The sequence below is a fragment of the Pseudomonas sp. 37 R 15 genome (assembly GCF_900004865.1).
Lineage (GTDB): Bacteria > Pseudomonadota > Gammaproteobacteria > Pseudomonadales > Pseudomonadaceae > Aquipseudomonas > Aquipseudomonas fluorescens_AM.
Genome location: NZ_CVTV01000023.1, coordinates 31,125 through 46,368 on the forward strand (window position 1 = coordinate 31,125; position 15,244 = coordinate 46,368).

The 15,244-nt window shown below is 61.7% G+C and carries 13 protein-coding genes; 8 read left to right on the top strand and 5 right to left on the bottom strand.

What is annotated here, in order from left to right:
- Positions 1 to 45 precede the first annotated feature (45 nt).
- Positions 46 to 810: a LuxR family transcriptional regulator gene (locus BFQ04_RS07780; protein WP_065950312.1), complete on the bottom strand. Its 765-nt coding sequence runs from the start codon at positions 808 to 810 to the stop codon at positions 46 to 48.
- Positions 811 to 993: 183 nt separating this feature from the next.
- Between BFQ04_RS07780 and BFQ04_RS07785 the strand changes: the two genes are divergently transcribed.
- Genes BFQ04_RS07785 through BFQ04_RS07810 form a run of 6 tightly spaced genes read left to right on the top strand, consistent with a single transcriptional unit; the run spans position 994 to position 7,151 of the window.
- Positions 994 to 1,881, top strand: a complete 888-nt coding sequence (locus BFQ04_RS07785) for a proline iminopeptidase-family hydrolase (protein WP_065950313.1) — start codon at positions 994 to 996, stop codon at positions 1,879 to 1,881.
- A gap of 3 nt (positions 1,882 to 1,884) precedes the next feature.
- Positions 1,885 to 2,832, top strand: a complete 948-nt coding sequence (locus BFQ04_RS07790) for an ABC transporter permease (RefSeq protein WP_065950314.1) — start codon at positions 1,885 to 1,887, stop codon at positions 2,830 to 2,832.
- Complete coding sequence (locus BFQ04_RS07795; protein ID WP_065950315.1) at positions 2,829 to 3,686, top strand: ABC transporter permease; 858 nt, start codon at positions 2,829 to 2,831, stop codon at positions 3,684 to 3,686. The genes BFQ04_RS07790 and BFQ04_RS07795 overlap by 4 nt, the downstream gene beginning before the upstream one ends.
- The gene (locus BFQ04_RS07800) at positions 3,683 to 4,639 is read left to right on the top strand and encodes an ABC transporter ATP-binding protein (RefSeq protein ID WP_065950316.1); all 957 of its coding nucleotides are present in this window, start codon (positions 3,683 to 3,685) and stop codon (positions 4,637 to 4,639) included. Before BFQ04_RS07795 ends, BFQ04_RS07800 begins: the two co-directional genes overlap by 4 nt.
- Positions 4,636 to 5,655 carry an ABC transporter ATP-binding protein gene (locus tag BFQ04_RS07805; RefSeq protein WP_065950317.1) on the top strand — a complete coding sequence of 340 codons (1,020 nt, stop codon included), beginning with the start codon at positions 4,636 to 4,638 and terminating at the stop codon, positions 5,653 to 5,655. The genes BFQ04_RS07800 and BFQ04_RS07805 overlap by 4 nt, the downstream gene beginning before the upstream one ends.
- Positions 5,637 to 7,151 (top strand): ABC transporter substrate-binding protein, encoded by a 1,515-nt coding sequence (locus BFQ04_RS07810; protein ID WP_065950318.1) that lies wholly within the window; start codon positions 5,637 to 5,639, stop codon positions 7,149 to 7,151. The genes BFQ04_RS07805 and BFQ04_RS07810 overlap by 19 nt, the downstream gene beginning before the upstream one ends.
- A 77-nt stretch (positions 7,152 to 7,228) precedes the next feature.
- Here BFQ04_RS07810 and BFQ04_RS07815 read toward each other — a convergent pair whose 3' ends face one another.
- From BFQ04_RS07815 to BFQ04_RS07830, 4 genes are all read right to left on the bottom strand, one after another.
- Positions 7,229 to 7,969: a YciK family oxidoreductase gene (locus BFQ04_RS07815; protein ID WP_065950319.1), complete on the bottom strand. Its 741-nt coding sequence runs from the start codon at positions 7,967 to 7,969 to the stop codon at positions 7,229 to 7,231.
- 149 nt (positions 7,970 to 8,118) lie between these two features.
- A complete protein-coding gene (mupP, locus tag BFQ04_RS07820; protein WP_065950320.1) occupies positions 8,119 to 8,790 on the bottom strand; it encodes an N-acetylmuramic acid 6-phosphate phosphatase MupP in 672 nt (223 codons plus the stop codon).
- Positions 8,791 to 8,794: 4 nt separating this feature from the next.
- Complete coding sequence (gene ubiG, locus BFQ04_RS07825; protein WP_003189760.1) at positions 8,795 to 9,493, bottom strand: bifunctional 2-polyprenyl-6-hydroxyphenol methylase/3-demethylubiquinol 3-O-methyltransferase UbiG; 699 nt, start codon at positions 9,491 to 9,493, stop codon at positions 8,795 to 8,797.
- Positions 9,494 to 9,522: 29 nt separating this feature from the next.
- Positions 9,523 to 10,854 carry a TRZ/ATZ family hydrolase gene (locus BFQ04_RS07830; RefSeq protein ID WP_065933007.1) on the bottom strand — a complete coding sequence of 444 codons (1,332 nt, stop codon included), beginning with the start codon at positions 10,852 to 10,854 and terminating at the stop codon, positions 9,523 to 9,525.
- 109 nt (positions 10,855 to 10,963) lie between these two features.
- Here BFQ04_RS07830 and mtnA point away from each other — a divergent pair, with 109 nt between their 5' ends.
- A complete protein-coding gene (gene mtnA / locus BFQ04_RS07835) occupies positions 10,964 to 12,034 on the top strand; it encodes an S-methyl-5-thioribose-1-phosphate isomerase (protein ID WP_065950321.1) in 1,071 nt (356 codons plus the stop codon).
- Between the two features lie 424 nt (positions 12,035 to 12,458).
- Positions 12,459 to 15,113 (top strand): DNA gyrase subunit A, encoded by a 2,655-nt coding sequence (gene gyrA, locus BFQ04_RS07840; RefSeq protein WP_065950322.1) that lies wholly within the window; start codon positions 12,459 to 12,461, stop codon positions 15,111 to 15,113.
- Positions 15,114 to 15,244 lie beyond the last annotated feature (131 nt).

Genomic DNA, 15,244 nt, shown 5'->3' on the forward strand with positions numbered 1-15,244 from the left:
GCGACGTTTAGGTAACTAGCAAAACAGCTAGGTTTTGCGTAAGGGTCAATCGTCCAGCAACCGGTAGTGCGTAGCGCGCACCACCGCCTGCACGCGGTTCTTGGCGCCCAATTTGTGCATGGCCGACGCCAGGTGCAGGGTCACTACCGCCAGCGAGCGGGTCAATTGCGTGGCGATCTCGGCCGCGGTCAAGCCCTCGGCCGCCCATTTGAGGCACTCGCGCTCGCGTTTGGTCAGATGGATATGCGGGTAGGTGCGCAACGCTTTGTTGAACAAAGGATAAGCCGCCTCCTGTAACGCGTGGCCGATCACGCTGAAGTCCGACAAGGTGTGCTGCGCATCTTTCAATACCGTGCTCGCCTTGCCGGTGCGCAGCCCGGTCAATGAGGCGAAGCCACCGCGGGGCAGGTGGATCGGCACGCTGACGCCGCAGGTCAACTGTTGTTCGTGCAGGTAGGAACAAACGGGTGCATGGCAGGGGTCGATGATCGTTTGCAGTGCAGTCTCGGCTTTTGCCTCATACGACCAGACAAACGGCGATACGCTGCGCAAGGCCAGGTGTTGCACCGGATCAATCTGGTAGAACCCTTCGCTGCACCACAAGGCGTGCCAGTCGGTCGGTGTGTTGCGCAGTTGCAGCACCGAGGGCGTGATCAGCGCACCATTGAGGTCGATGGGCACCGGCGTGTAGTCGTACACCAGCGCATCGAAGCCCAATTGTTGGGCGAGGATAAATGTGTTGTCTATCTGCTCGTCCAGGCTCCTGCCCGGCATCAGACGACTATTGAAGGCAGTTAGCCTGGCCAGCATCCGTTCTGCTCCCGAATTCATTTGAATCTCGACTTGCTGCAAGTAGAATGCCACGCCCCGGCGAAGGACTGCCAGGCCAAACCTATAAGAAACGCTAGGTTATGGACGCGCGGCATCCTCGGTAGTGTTGACGTGACAAACGGCCACTACCTGCCAGGCCGATACAACACAAGGAATGTATGCATGTGGCGTGAAATTGCCCCCGACCAGCAGTACAACGTGCAAGTCGACGGCCATAATCTCGTGGTCTACAGCTTTGGCGAAGGCGATGAGGTGGTGCTGTGCCTCAACGGCGGGCCGGGCCTGCCGTGTGACTATTTGCGCGACGCCCATGGCTGGCTCAAAGAGCATAACCTGCGAGTGGTTGCATTCGACCAGCTTGGCACGGGCGCATCAGCCAGACCGAACGACGTTTCCCTGTGGGAAATCCGCCGTTATGTCGAAGAAGTCGAGACCGTGCGCCAGGCACTGGGCCTGGGCCCTGTGCATCTGCTCGGGCATTCCTGGGGCGGTTGGCTGGGCATCGAGTACGCCATCCATTACCCCGATGCGCTGAAAAGCTTGATTCTGGAAAACACGGTTGGCGATATTCCCCACCTGTCACGGGAACTTGAACGCCTGCGCGGCGCCCTTGGCAGCGAAACCGTGGCCATGATGCAGCGCCATGAAGCCACGGGCACGCTCGATCACCCGCAATATCAAGCCGCGATCACCTTGCTCAACTATCGCCACGTCTGCCGGCTGGACGAATGGCCGGAGCCGGTCAAACGCTCCCTCGGCGATTGGAACATGGGGCCTTACGAAACCATGCAAGGCCCAAACGAATTCCTCTATATCGGCAACCTCAAGGACTGGAACCGCATTCCTGAAATGGCCACGTTCAAGATGCCGATATTGATCACCACCGGCCAGCACGACGAACTCACGCCGGCCTGTGCCATGCGCATGAAGATGGCGGCCCCGCACGCCGAACTGCATGTATTTCCCAACAGCAGCCATATGCCGTTCTACGAAGAACCCCAGGCGTACTTTCCGGTGCTGCTGGACTTTCTCGCCCGTCACCGAGGCTGACGAATGAACCTGGCGCGTTACCGCTTCGTACTGTCCCGGCCCCTGCAATTGTTGCCGGTGCTGGTGGGCATCAGCCTGATCACCTTTGTGCTGGTGCGCTCGATCCCGGGCGATCCGGCGCGCGCGCTGCTGGGTTCGCGCAGCACGCCGGACGCGTTGCTGAAAATCCGCGCCCAGTACGGCCTCGATGAGCCGTTGTGGCTGCAATATTTCTACTTCCTGAAGAACCTGCTCAAGGGCGACCTCGGCCAATCGCTGCTGTACAAGGTCGACGCCCTCAAGCTGATCGTCACGCGCATTGAGCCGACGCTGGTGCTTGTGCTCGGCAGTGTGTTGCTGGCGCTGTTGATCGCGGTACCGCTGGCGACACTGGCGGCGCGCAATAAAGGCGGCTGGCCAGACAACCTGATCCGTATATTCACCACGGTCGGCCTGGGCATGCCGGCGTTCTGGCTGGGCCTGATGCTGATCCTGTTGCTGAGCGTGCAGTGGGGCCTGTTTCCGGTGTCCGGTTACGGTCGCACCTGGCTGGACAAGGCCCACCATATGGTCCTGCCGTGTCTGACCATTGCCCTGGCGCTGTCGGCAGTGCTGGTGCGTAATTTGCGCGCGAGCATGTTGGTGGAACTGCAGGCTGATCATGTCACCGCTGCACGGGCGCGGGGGCTGTCGGAAGCCGCCGTGTTCCGCCGCCATGTCGTGCCCAACTCGCTGGTGCCGGCCGTCAACCTGCTGGCTGTGAATATCGGCTGGCTGATCAGCGGCACGGTGGTCATCGAAAGCCTGTTCGCCATTCCCGGCATCGGCCAGTTGCTGGTGCGCGGTATTTTTACCCGCGACTACATGGTGGTACAGGGCGTGGCGATGGTGCTGGCGTGCGCGACGGTGGTGGTCAACTTCATCGCCGACGTGGTCACGGTGGCGCTCGACCCACGGGTGAAAATGCAATGAATAGCCGCCCATTGATAGCGCCCTGGCGTCTGCGCCTGCGCCTGGGTTTTCGCAACGGCCGGCTGACCGCTGCGTGGGGCCTGTTGATACTGCTCACGTGGTTGATCCTGGCGCTGTTCGCGCCGTGGATCGCGCCCTACGACCCGATTGCGCAGAACACCGATATGAGCCTGCTGGCGCCCGGCGCTGCGCACCTGTTCGGTACCGATAACTACGGCCGCGATGTGCTGTCGCGGGTGATCTGGGGCGCGCGCATCGACCTGCAACTGGCGATTGTCGGGGTGATCTTTCCGTTCATGATCGGCACCTTCATCGGTGCGGTCTCCGGTTATATCGGCGGGCGCCTGGACAGTGTGTGCATGCGCGTGATCGACGTGGTCCTGGCGTTCCCGTTTCTGGTGTTGATGCTGGCGATCATGGCCATTCTCGGGCCTGGACTGCAGAGCTTTTACATCGCCATGGCGTTGGTGGGCTGGGTGTCGTATGCGCGGTTGATCCGTTCACAGATCCTGGTGCTCAAGGAGAGCGACTTTGCCCTGGCCGCCAAGAGCCTGGGGTTTGGTCATGGGCGCATTCTGTTCCGGCATTTGCTGCCCAATGCGCTGTTTGGCTCGATCGTGTTTTCCATGTCCGACGCGGTGCTGGTGCTGCTCAACGGCGCTGCGGTGAGCTACCTGGGCCTGGGCGTGCAGCCACCGACCGCCGAATGGGGCACGATGGTCGCCGAGGGCCAGGCCTTTATCACCACCGCCTGGTGGATTTGCACCTTTCCGGGCGTGGCCATCGTGACCCTGGCCATGGGCTTCAGCCTGCTGGCCGATGGTGTGGCGCACGTCCTGGGGGATCGCTCATGAGCCTGCTGCAAGTGCGCGATCTCAGCGTGATTGCCGATAACGCCGGGCACGCGCTGACCCTGGTCGACCGCGTGTCCTTTGACCTGGCCGAGGGCGAAATCCTGGGGTTGGTCGGTGAAAGCGGTTCGGGCAAGACCCTGGCGTGTCGCGGCCTGATGCGCCTGTTGCCATCGCCCAACCTGCGCGTACAGGGCGGCACGGTACACCTGGCCGGCCAGGACCTGTTGCGCCTGGATGAAGCCGGCATGCGCGCCGTGCGTGGCGGGCAGTTGGGCATGATCTTCCAGAACCCCAGCAGTCACCTGGACCCGTTGATGCGTATCGGCGAGCAGATCGCCGAGGGCATCCGCCTGCATCAAGGCGCCTCGAAAAAAGACGCGCGCCTGCAAGCCATCGACGTGCTGCGCCAAGTGGGTATTCCCGACCCGAAAGCCCGTGTCGACAACTATCCCCATGAGTTTTCCGGCGGCATGCGCCAGCGCGCGATGATTGCAGTAGCCCTGGGGTGCAACCCGAAGGTGCTGATCGCCGACGAACCCACCACGGCCCTGGATGTGACGGTGCAGGCGCAAATCCTGCGCTTGTTGCTCGACCTTCGCGACAGGCGTGGCCTGTCGATCATCATGATCACCCACGACCTCGGCGTGGTGGCGCAAAGCTGCGACTCCATCGCGGTGATGTACGCCGGGCGCCTGTGCGAACACGCCAGCAAATACGAACTGCTGGCCCAGCCACGGCACCCGTACACTGCCGGCCTGATCGATTGTCAGCCGGCCCACAGCAGCGGCCATGCGTTGTTGCGCACCATCCCTGGCCAGCCGCCGCTGCTCGACGCATTGCCTGACGGTTGCCGCTTCAACCCCCGTTGCCCGCAGGTCGGCGCCCTGTGTACCGAACTGTTGCCGGAAGGCGCACGGGTTGCCTGTCACTATCCCTTGGGAGGGCGCCCATGAGCCTGTTGCAGATCAAGGACCTGGAGGTCCGCTTTACCGCATCCGGCAGTGGCCTGTTCGGGTTGAGCAAGCAGTGGGTGAGGGCGGTGAACGGGGTGTCGCTGAATCTGGCCGCCGGTGAAACCCTCGGGCTGGTGGGCGAGTCCGGCAGCGGTAAAAGCACGCTGGGCCGGGCGATTTTGCACCTCAACCCGATCAGCGCCGGGCAGGTGCTGTTTGAGGGTGTCGACATGGCTCAGGGCAGTGCTATCGATATTGCACGGTTGCGCCAGGAGACCGCGATGATCTTCCAGGACCCCTATGCCGCCCTGAACCCGCGTCACACCGTCGGCGAGACCCTTGCCGAAGTGTTGCGGGTGCAGCGCAAGGTCGCGCCGCACAACATCCGCGCCCGTGTCGATGAACTGCTTGAGCTGGTTGGCCTGCGCCCTGAACTGGCCTCGCGCAAACCCGGCTCCCTCAGTGGCGGCCAGTGCCAGCGCGTGGGGATCGCCCGGGCGCTGGCGGTGGAGCCGCGCCTGATCATCGCCGACGAATGCGTGGCGGCGCTGGACGTGTCGATCCAGGGCCAGATCATCAATCTGCTGCTGGAACTGCAACAGCGCATGAACCTGGCGATCCTGTTTATCGCCCATGACCTGGCCATCGTGCGTCGCCTGTGCGACCGCGTGGCGGTGATGTACCTGGGCAAGATCGTCGAGGAGGGGCCGGTGGAAGCGGTGTTCACTGCGCCGCGCCATCCTTATACGGCGGCGTTGATCGAGGCAATTCCGCAGATTGACCCCCATCATCCGTTGCCTGCGCAGCCGTTGCCCGGCGAACCACCAAGCCCGCTGAATTTGCCCACAGGTTGCGCGTTTCACCCGCGTTGCCGCTATGCCCAGGCCAGGTGTTCCGTAGTGTTGCCGCCCACCCATTCACTGCATGAGCATCGGTACAGTTGCGTGCTTGAACACCCTTTGACCCTTCCTGCCCATCATGAACAAGGAGTTATGACATGCAATCGCGCCATCTGAAATTGCTCGCCGCCGCCACGCTGACCGCCTGGTCCCTCACTGCCGGCCTGGCCCAGGCTGCCGGTGTACTGACCATCGGTTGCCGTGAAGACAGCACCACCTTTGACCCGATCAAAAGCGCGCAGAACCGCGATACCTGGGTTTTTGCCAACGTCTACGACACCCTGGTGCGGGTGGATAACCTGGGCACCAAAATGCAACCGGGCCTGGCGCAAAGCTGGGAGATTTCCAAGGACGGCCTGACCTACACCTTCAAGTTGCGCGACGCGAAGTTCTCCGACGGCTCGCCGATCACCGCTGGCGACGCGGCGTTCAGCCTGTTGCGCATCCGTGATAACAAGGCATCGCTGTGGAGCGACCCGTTCAGCCTGATCGACACCGCCAAGGCCAGCGATGCGAAAACGCTGGTGGTTACCCTGAAAACGCCGGCGGTAGCGTTTCTCTCGCAATTGGCGTCGCCAACGGTGTCGATCCTGTCGGAAAAAGCCATGACGACAATGGGCGAAGACGCCTACTCGGAAAACCCGGTGACGTCCGGCGCCTTCACCGTGGACGAGTGGCGCAAGGGCGACCGCGTGATCCTGAAGAAGAACCCGAACTTCTGGCAGGCCAGCAACGTCAGCCTGGACGGTGTGGAGTGGGTGTCGGTCACCGACGACAACACACGCATGCGCATGGTGCAGAACAACGAGCTGGACACGGCGATCTTCGTACCCTTCTCCCGCGTTGAGGAGCTGAAAAAAGACCCGAACGTGGTGGTCCATGCCGACCCGTCCACCCGCGAAGACCACCTGCTGATCAACCACGCTCACGGCCTGCTGGCCAAGCCAGAGGTGCGTGAAGCGCTGGACATGGCCATCGACAAACAATCGCTGGTGAAGACCGCCACTTACGGTCAAGGCACCGTGGCCTATTCCTACATCCCGAAAGGCTCGCTTTATCACTACGCCAATAACCTGCAGCGCCCGTACGACCCGACTGCCGCCAAGAAGCTGCTGGAGCAGGCCGGCGCCAAGGACTTGAAGCTCAACTACGTGGTCAACGCCGGCAATGAAGCGGACGAGCAGATTGCGGTGATCATCAAGGATCAACTGGCCAAGGTCGGCGTCACCGCCAACCTGCAAAAGGTCGACCCGACCCAGAGCTGGCAGATGCTGGTGGACGGTGAGTACGATATTTCGGTGATGTACTGGACCAACGACATCCTCGACCCGGACCAGAAGACCACCTTCGTGCTGGGCCACGACACCAACCAGAACTACATGACCCGTTACCAGAACGACAAGGTCAAGGCACTGGTGGCGCAAGCGCGCATCGAGGCCGACCCGGCCAAGCGTGAGCAGATGTACGTGGAATTGCAGAAACTGGCGAAACAGGATGTGAACTGGATCGATCTGTATTACAGCCCGTACATCAATATCTCACGCAAGAATGTGAGCAACTTCCTGCAGAACCCGCTGGGCCGCTTCACGCTCGAGGAAGTGGTGAAAAACTAAGGTCTACAGAACACCGCAATACAAAATGTGGGAGGGGGCTTGCCCCCTCCCACATTTGATCCAGGTCTTGTCAGGGGTTACTGCGCGTCAAATGCCTGCCCATTGATGCCCGCACTGTCCGGCCCCATCAGGTACAGGTACACCGGCATGATTTCTTCCGGCGCCGGTCTTTCCATCGGGTTTTCCCCTGGGTAGGCCTGGGCCCGCATGCTGGTGCGCGTACCGCCCGGGTTGATGCTGTTGGCGCGCACGGCGGCTACGTCTTCCAGTTCGTCGGCCAGGGTTTGCATCAAGCCTTCGGTGGCAAACTTCGACACACCATAAGCGCCCCAATACGCCCGGCCCTTGCGCCCGACGCTGCTGGAGGTGAACACCACCGACGCATCCCGGGACAGCTTGAGCAACGGCAGCAAGGTGCTGGTCAGCATGAACATCGCGTTGACGTTGACGTGCATCACCCGCATGAAGTTCTCGCCGGACAATTGCTCGATGGGTGTGCGCGGTCCGATGATCGAGGCGTTGTGCAGCAGGCCGTCGAGGTGGCCGAATGCCTTTTCGATCATCGCTGCCAACTCATCGTATTGATGGGGCAGGGCGGTCTCCAGGTTGAACGGGATCACCACCGGTTGCGGCTGGCCGGCGGCTTCGATCTCGTCATACACCTGGGCCAGGTTGGCTTCGGTCTTGCCCAGCAGCAGCACGGTGGCGCCGTGGGCGGCGTAGGTTTTCGCCGCGGCCGCGCCGATTCCGCGACCGGCGCCGGTGACCAGGATGACCCGGCCGTTGAGCAGTTCTGGAGGGGCAGAATAATCAAACATAAATAACCTCAAATTCGAAAATGCCGAAGATCCCCTGTGGGAGGGGGCTTGCCCCCGATAGCGGTGGATCAGTCAACAAATGCAGTGACTGACACACTGCAATCGGGGGCAAGCCCCCTCCCACATTGGATCTTCATCGATCAGTTAAATCAGCAACTGCACACCGCGTTATCCAGCACCTTGCGCAGTTCCAGCGGGTGATCCACCACCACATCCGCCCCCCAGTGACGAGGGTTGTCGTCCGGGTGGATGTAGCCGTAGGTGACCGCCGCCGTGCGCGTACCGGCATCGCGACCGGATTCGATATCACGCAAATCATCGCCCACGAACAACACGCTGGCCGGGTCGAGGTCGAGCATCTTGCACGCCAGGATCATCGGCTCCGGGTCCGGCTTGCTGTTCTTCACGTGGTCCGGGCAGATCAGCACGGCCGAGCGTTCGGCCAGGCCCAATTGCTGCATGATCGGCTCGGCAAAGCGCAGCGGCTTGTTGGTGACCACGCCCCAGATCAGCTTGGCTTTCTCGATGTCTTCCAGCAGTTCGGCCATACCGTCGAACAATTTGCTGTGCACCGCGCAATCCTTGAGGTAGCGCTCGAGGAACTCCTGGCGCAACGCTTCGAAACCTGGCGACTCCGGGTCCATCGAGAAGGTCACGGCGACCATCGCTTTCGCGCCACCGGAGATTTCATCGCGGATGTGCTGGTCGTTGACCGGCGGCAGGCCACGGTCGGCGCGCATGGCCTGGCAGATGGCGATAAAGTCCGGCGCGGTGTCCAGCAGGGTACCGTCCATGTCGAAGAGAACCGCTCGCAACTTCACAGGCTTACTCCTCGCGCAGGGTCTGGATCATGTAGTTGACGTCAACGTCGTTGGCCAGCTTGTAGTGCTTGGTCAGCGGGTTGTAGGTCAGGCCGATGATGTCCTTGACGGTCAGCCCGGCCTGGCGGCTCCACGCGCCCAGCTCGGACGGACGGATGAATTTCTTGAAGTCATGGGTGCCGCGTGGCAGCAGCTTCATGATGTATTCGGCGCCGATAATCGCGAACAGATAAGCCTTGGGGTTGCGGTTGATGGTGGAGAAGAACACCTGGCCGCCGGGCTTGACCATACGAAAGCAGGCGCGGATCACCGAAGACGGGTCCGGCACGTGTTCGAGCATTTCAAGGCACGTGACCACATCGAATTGCTCGGGCATTTCCTCGGCCAGGGCTTCGGCGGTGATCTGGCGGTATTCCACGCTTACGCCGGACTCCAGCTGGTGCAGCTGGGCCACGGCCAGCGGTGCTTCACCCATGTCGATGCCCATGACGGTGGCGCCGCGCTGGGCCATGGCTTCACTGAGGATGCCACCGCCGCAACCGACGTCCAGCACTTTTTTGCCGGCCAGGTTGACACGTTCGTCAATCCAGTTGACCCGCAGTGGGTTGATGTCGTGCAGCGGCTTGAACTCGCTCTCACGGTCCCACCAGCGGTGGGCCAGGGCTTCGAATTTGGCGATTTCGGCGTGGTCGACGTTGCTCATGGTGAATCCTCTGAATCTGATAAATCGGTTTATTCGCTGTGCCCGCTGATGCGTTGGCCCCAGGCAATGGCCGTGGCGGTCAACTGTGCTTCATCCATGCGGGTCAATCGTCGGTCGTCGAGCAACTGCTTGCCGGCGACCCAAAGGTGTTTCACGCAGTCGCGACCGGTCGCATAGATAAGCTGTGAGACCGGATCGTAGATCGGTTGTTGCGCCAGCCCCGAAAGGTCGAAGGCGACGATATCTGCGGCCTTGCCAACTTCCAGCGAACCGATCTGGCTGTCCAGGCCCATGGCCCGCGCGCCATTGAGGGTTGCCATGCGCAACGCGCGATGGGCATCCAGCGCGGTGGCCGAACCGGCGACGGCCTTGGCCAGCATGGCGGCCGTGCGGGTTTCGCCCAACAGGTCGAGGTCGTTGTTGCTGGCGGCGCCATCAGTGCCTATAGCCACATTGACGCCAGCCTGCCACAGGCGTTCAACCGGGCAGAAGCCGCTGGCCAGTTTCAGGTTCGATTCCGGGCAATGGATGACACTGGTGTTGCTTTCTACCAGCAAAGCCAGGTCATCCTCGCTGATTTGGGTCATATGAACGGCCTGGAAGCGCGGGCCCAGCAAGCCAAGGCGACCCAGACGGGCCAGTGGCCGCTCGCCAGTCTGTTCCACGGCTTGCTGCACTTCGAAGGCGGTTTCGTGCACGTGCATATGGATCGCGGCGTCCAGCTCTTCAGCGATGATCCGGATCTTTTCCAGGTTGTCATCGTTGACCGTATAAGGCGCGTGGGGGCCGAAGGTGATCTTGATGCGTGGATGATGCTTGAGGTCGCCGAACAGCTCGATGCCCTGGCGAATCGCCTCGTCGGCGTTGCTGGCGCCCGGGATCGGGAAGTCCAGGATCGGAATGGCGATCTGCGCGCGCATGCCGCTGTTGTGCACGCAATCGCTGGCGACCTTGGGGTAGAAATACATATCGGAGAAGCAGGTGATGCCGCCCTTGAGCTGCTCGGCGATGGCCAGGTCAGTGCCATCGCGCACGAAGGCTTCATCGACCCACTTGGCTTCTGCGGGCCAAATGTGTTTTTCCAGCCAGGTCATCAACGGCAGGTCATCGGCCAGGCCGCGAAACAGGCTCATCGCCGCATGTCCGTGGGCGTTGATCAGGCCCGGGCTGAGCAGCATGCCCGGCAGTTCGCGCACTTCGCTCGCCTCAAGCTTCAATGCCGCCGCCCGCGGCCCGATAAACACGATGCAGCCGTCGCGGATACCCAGGCCGTGCTCCTTGAGCACTACGCCGGCGGGTTCGACGGGTACCAGCCAGGTCGGCAGCAGTAATAAGTCGAGCGGGGCGGCAGTGGGCGTCATCGCAGGCTTCTTCCTGGGCAGCTATAAAAGAAGGGCGAAGTATACCCGAGCGTCCCGGCTGGCGGATCGCTATAATCGGCGGCTTTTGTTCATGAGTACGGGGTAAGGGATGCGCGACCGACTGTTGGCTGCGGAGAAGGTGAAGGCCATCGAGTGGCGTGATGGCGTGCTGCACCTGCTCGATCAGCGTGCGTTGCCGGCCCGGGAAAGCTGGGTGGCGTGCTCGACCGTCGACGAGGTGGTCGCCGCCATTCGCGCGAGGGTGGTGCGCGGCGCGTCGGCCATCGGGATCAGTGCGGCCTACGGCCTGGTGCTGGCTGCCCGCCAGCGCATTGCCGAAGGCGACGACTGGCAGGCGGCATGGGAAGAAGACTACGCATTGCTGGCCGATACCCGTCCCACCGCATCCAACCTGTTCTGGGCATTGAAGTGCATGCGCGACCGCCTCGACCGTCTCAGGCAGCACGCCGACCCGTTGGCGGTGCTGGAAGCCGAAGCCCTTGCGATTCATGAAAGCGACCGCGAAGCCAATGTGGTCATGGCCCAATTGGGCCTTGAGCGAATACGCAAGCATCAGGGCAATGCCCAGGCGATCCTGACCCATGGCAACGCCGGCGCTTTGGCCACCGGCGGTGTCGGCACGGCGCTCGGGGTGATTCACGCGGCGTTCCTGGAAGGCCTGGTCGAGCAGGTGTATGCCAATGAAACCCGTCCGTGGCTGCAAGGCTCGCGATTGACCGCGTGGGAACTGGCCGGCGCCGGCATTCCGGTCACGGTAAATGCCGATTCCGCCGGAGCGCATATCCTCAAGACCAAAGGCGTCACCTGGGTGGTGGTCGGCGCGGACTGCATCGCGGCCAATGGCGATGTGATCAGCACGATCGGTACCTATCAACTGGCCGTTTGCGCCATGCACCATGGCGTACGCTTCATGGTGGTGGCGCCGAGTTCGACCCTCGATCTGATGATGGCTACCGGCGATGATGTGGCCCTGGAAGAGCGTGATGTCGGTGAGTTGCTGGAGGTCAATGGCCAGCGGTTGGAGGCGCAGGCCTTTAATCCGGTGTTCGATGTAACGCCGGCTGATCTGATTGATGTGATCGTGACTGAAAAAGGCGTTGTGGAGCGGCCGGATACCGCCAAGCTGGCCAGGTTGATGTGCCGTAAGCGGCTGCATTGAGGGCTGTGGTGTCTGTGAAATAGCTATCGGGGGCAAGCCCCCTCCCACACTTGAATGGTGAACACGGTCAACATGTGGGAGGGGGCTTGCCCCCGATTGGCCCTCAAAGTCAATAAAAGTCCCGGATCCAGCCTCAAAAAACAGCACCACCCCACCTCTGAGCCCCTCTCGTCCCCCTCAAGCCTGTCATTCATCAAATTACTAGCCTCCATGCGCATCAGGGGGATAGGTGCGTGGCGGCGATTGTGATAACATCCGGCGGTTTCCAGGGCTGCCCCGAGGGGTGGTCCATAACGCGCAGATCCGTGTCATAACTCGTTGATTTGTCGTAAGTCGTTGTCAGGCACCGTGCCGGCAGCGGCGAGCTTTGTTCGTCCCGAATGGATGTAACGAAGTTTCACCCGAAAAAGGAATCAGGCTTCTCATGGGCGAACTGGCCAAAGAAATCCTCCCGGTCAATATCGAAGACGAGCTGAAACAGTCCTACCTCGACTACGCGATGAGCGTCATTGTCGGTCGGGCACTGCCTGATGCGCGCGACGGCTTGAAGCCCGTGCACCGGCGTGTGCTGTTCGCGATGAGCGAGCTGGGTAACGACTGGAACAAGCCGTACAAGAAATCTGCCCGTGTTGTCGGTGACGTGATCGGTAAGTATCACCCTCACGGCGACACTGCGGTGTACGACACCATCGTTCGGATGGCCCAGCCGTTTTCCCTGCGCTACCTGCTGGTAGACGGCCAGGGCAACTTCGGTTCGGTCGACGGCGACAACGCCGCGGCCATGCGATACACCGAAGTGCGCATGACCAAGCTGGCGCACGAGTTGCTGGCCGACCTGCATAAAGAAACCGTGGACTGGGTGCCGAACTACGACGGCACCGAAATGATCCCGGCCGTCATGCCCACCCGTATTCCCAACCTGCTGGTCAACGGTTCCAGCGGTATCGCCGTGGGCATGGCCACCAACATCCCGCCGCACAACCTCGGTGAAGTCATCGATGGTTGCCTGGCCCTCATCGACAATCCCGAGCTGACCGTCGATGAGCTGATGCAATACATCCCCGGCCCGGACTTCCCGACCGCCGCGATCATCAACGGTCGCGCCGGCATCATCGAAGCCTACCGCACCGGTCGCGGCCGCATTTACATGCGCGCCCGCTCGATCATCGAAGACATCGACAAGGTCGGTGGCCGCCAGCAGATCGTCATCACGGAACTCCCGTACCAGCTGAACAAAGCACGCCTGATCGAGAAGATCGCCGAGCTGGTTAAAGAGAAGAAGCTCGAAGGCATCACCGAGCTGCGCGACGAGTCCGACAAAGACGGTATGCGCGTGGTGATCGAGCTGCGTCGTGGCGAAGTGCCCGAGGTGATCCTCAACAACCTCTACGCCCAGACCCAGCTGCAAAGCGTGTTTGGTATCAACGTGGTTGCGCTGATCGATGGCCGTCCACGCATCCTGAACCTCAAGGATCTGCTGGAAGCCTTCGTACGTCACCGTCGCGAAGTGGTCACCCGGCGTACCGTATTCGAACTGCGCAAGGCCCGCGAGCGCGGCCACATCCTGGAAGGCCAGGCGGTTGCGCTGTCGAACATCGACCCGGTGATCGCGCTGATCAAGGCCTCCCCGACGCCGTCGGAAGCCAAGGAAGCCCTGATCAAGATGCCGTGGGAATCCAGCGCCGTCGTGGCCATGGTTGAACGCGCCGGCGCGGACTCCTGCCGCCCCGAGACCCTGGACCCGCAATACGGCCTGCGTGACGGCAAGTATTTCCTGTCGCCGGAACAGGCCCAGGCCATCCTGGAACTGCGCCTGCACCGCCTGACCGGTCTGGAGCACGAGAAGCTGCTGGCCGAGTACCAGGAGATCCTCAACCAGATTGGCGAGTTGATCCGCATCCTCAACAGCGCCGTACGCCTGATGGAAGTGATCCGCGAAGAACTCGAAGTGATCCGCGCCGAATACGGCGACGTGCGCCGCACCGAAATCCTCGATGCACGCCTCGATCTGACCCTGGGCGACATGATCCCGGAAGAAGAGCGCGTGGTGACCATCTCCCACGGTGGCTATGCCAAGACCCAGCCGCTGGCTGCGTACCAGGCTCAGCGTCGTGGCGGTAAAGGTAAATCGGCTACCGGCGTCAAGGATGAGGACTACATCGCTCACCTGCTGGTCGCCAACAGCCACACCACGCTGCTGCTGTTCTCCAGCAAGGGCAAGGTGTACTGGCTGAAAACCTACGAAATCCCGGAAGCCTCCCGTGCCGCCCGTGGTCGCCCACTGGTCAACCTGCTGCCGCTGGACAGTGATGAATACATCACCACCATGCTGCCGGTCGAGGACTACACCGAAGGTCACTTCATCTTCATGGCCACCGCCAAGGGCACCGTGAAGAAGACCCCGCTGGAATCCTTCAGCCGTCAACGCAGCGTGGGCCTGATCGCCCTGGAGCTGGATGAAGGCGACGTGCTGATCTCCGCCGCGATCACCGATGGCGAGCGTGAAGTCATGCTGTTCTCCGACGGCGGTAAAGTAACGCGCTTCAAGGAATCCGACGTTCGCGCCATGGGCCGTACCGCCCGCGGTGTGCGCGGCATGCGCCTGCCGGAAGGGCAGAAGCTGATCTCTATGTTGATTCCCGAGGAAGGCAGCCAGATCCTTACCGCTTCCGAGCGCGGCTACGGCAAGCGCACCGCCATCAGTGAGTTCCCGGAGTACAAGCGTGGCGGCCAAGGTGTGATCGCCATGGTCAGCAACGACCGCAACGGCCGTCTGGTCGGCGCAGTCCAGGTGCTCGATGGCGAGGAAATCATGCTGATTTCCGACCAGGGCACCCTGGTACGTACCCGCGTGGCGGAAGTCTCGAGCCTGGGCCGTAACACCCAGGGCGTGACCCTGATCAAGCTGGCCAAGGACGAAAAACTGGTCGGCCTGGAACGTGTGCAGGAGCCTTCGGAAGTTGAGGGCGAAGAGCTGGAAGATGAGGAGTTCGACGGCGAGGTGATCGCAGCCGGCGATGACAACGTCGACGAGCCAACCCTCGATGCTGCCGCAGACGAAGAAGAACCGCAGGAATAAGCGGACACACAGGGGGCGGATGAAGATTCGCCCCCTTGTTGTTTGTCCCCTTTGAAATATAACGCCGCCCCCTGTAGGAGCGAGCTTGCTCGCGAAAATCGCCAACGATGACGCGGGCTGCCTGATACGCC

Excerpts from the sequence above, each read along its gene's own strand:
- BFQ04_RS07800 (WP_065950316.1), top strand. The coding sequence starts at position 3,683 with ATGAGCCTGCTGCAAGTGCGCGATCTCAGCGTGATTGCCGATAACGCC.
- gyrA (WP_065950322.1), top strand. The coding sequence starts at position 12,459 with ATGGGCGAACTGGCCAAAGAAATCCTCCCGGTCAATATCGAAGACGAG.
- BFQ04_RS07815 (WP_065950319.1), bottom strand. The coding sequence starts at position 7,969 with ATGTTTGATTATTCTGCCCCTCCAGAACTGCTCAACGGCCGGGTCATC.
- BFQ04_RS07810 (WP_065950318.1), top strand. The coding sequence starts at position 5,637 with ATGCAATCGCGCCATCTGAAATTGCTCGCCGCCGCCACGCTGACCGCC.
- BFQ04_RS07795 (WP_065950315.1), top strand. The coding sequence starts at position 2,829 with ATGAATAGCCGCCCATTGATAGCGCCCTGGCGTCTGCGCCTGCGCCTG.
- BFQ04_RS07790 (WP_065950314.1), top strand. The coding sequence starts at position 1,885 with ATGAACCTGGCGCGTTACCGCTTCGTACTGTCCCGGCCCCTGCAATTG.
- mtnA (WP_065950321.1), top strand. The coding sequence starts at position 10,964 with ATGCGCGACCGACTGTTGGCTGCGGAGAAGGTGAAGGCCATCGAGTGG.
- BFQ04_RS07805 (WP_065950317.1), top strand. The coding sequence starts at position 4,636 with ATGAGCCTGTTGCAGATCAAGGACCTGGAGGTCCGCTTTACCGCATCC.
- ubiG (WP_003189760.1), bottom strand. The coding sequence starts at position 9,493 with ATGAGCAACGTCGACCACGCCGAAATCGCCAAATTCGAAGCCCTGGCC.
- BFQ04_RS07785 (WP_065950313.1), top strand. The coding sequence starts at position 994 with ATGTGGCGTGAAATTGCCCCCGACCAGCAGTACAACGTGCAAGTCGAC.
- BFQ04_RS07830 (WP_065933007.1), bottom strand. The coding sequence starts at position 10,854 with ATGACGCCCACTGCCGCCCCGCTCGACTTATTACTGCTGCCGACCTGG.
- BFQ04_RS07780 (WP_065950312.1), bottom strand. The coding sequence starts at position 810 with ATGCTGGCCAGGCTAACTGCCTTCAATAGTCGTCTGATGCCGGGCAGG.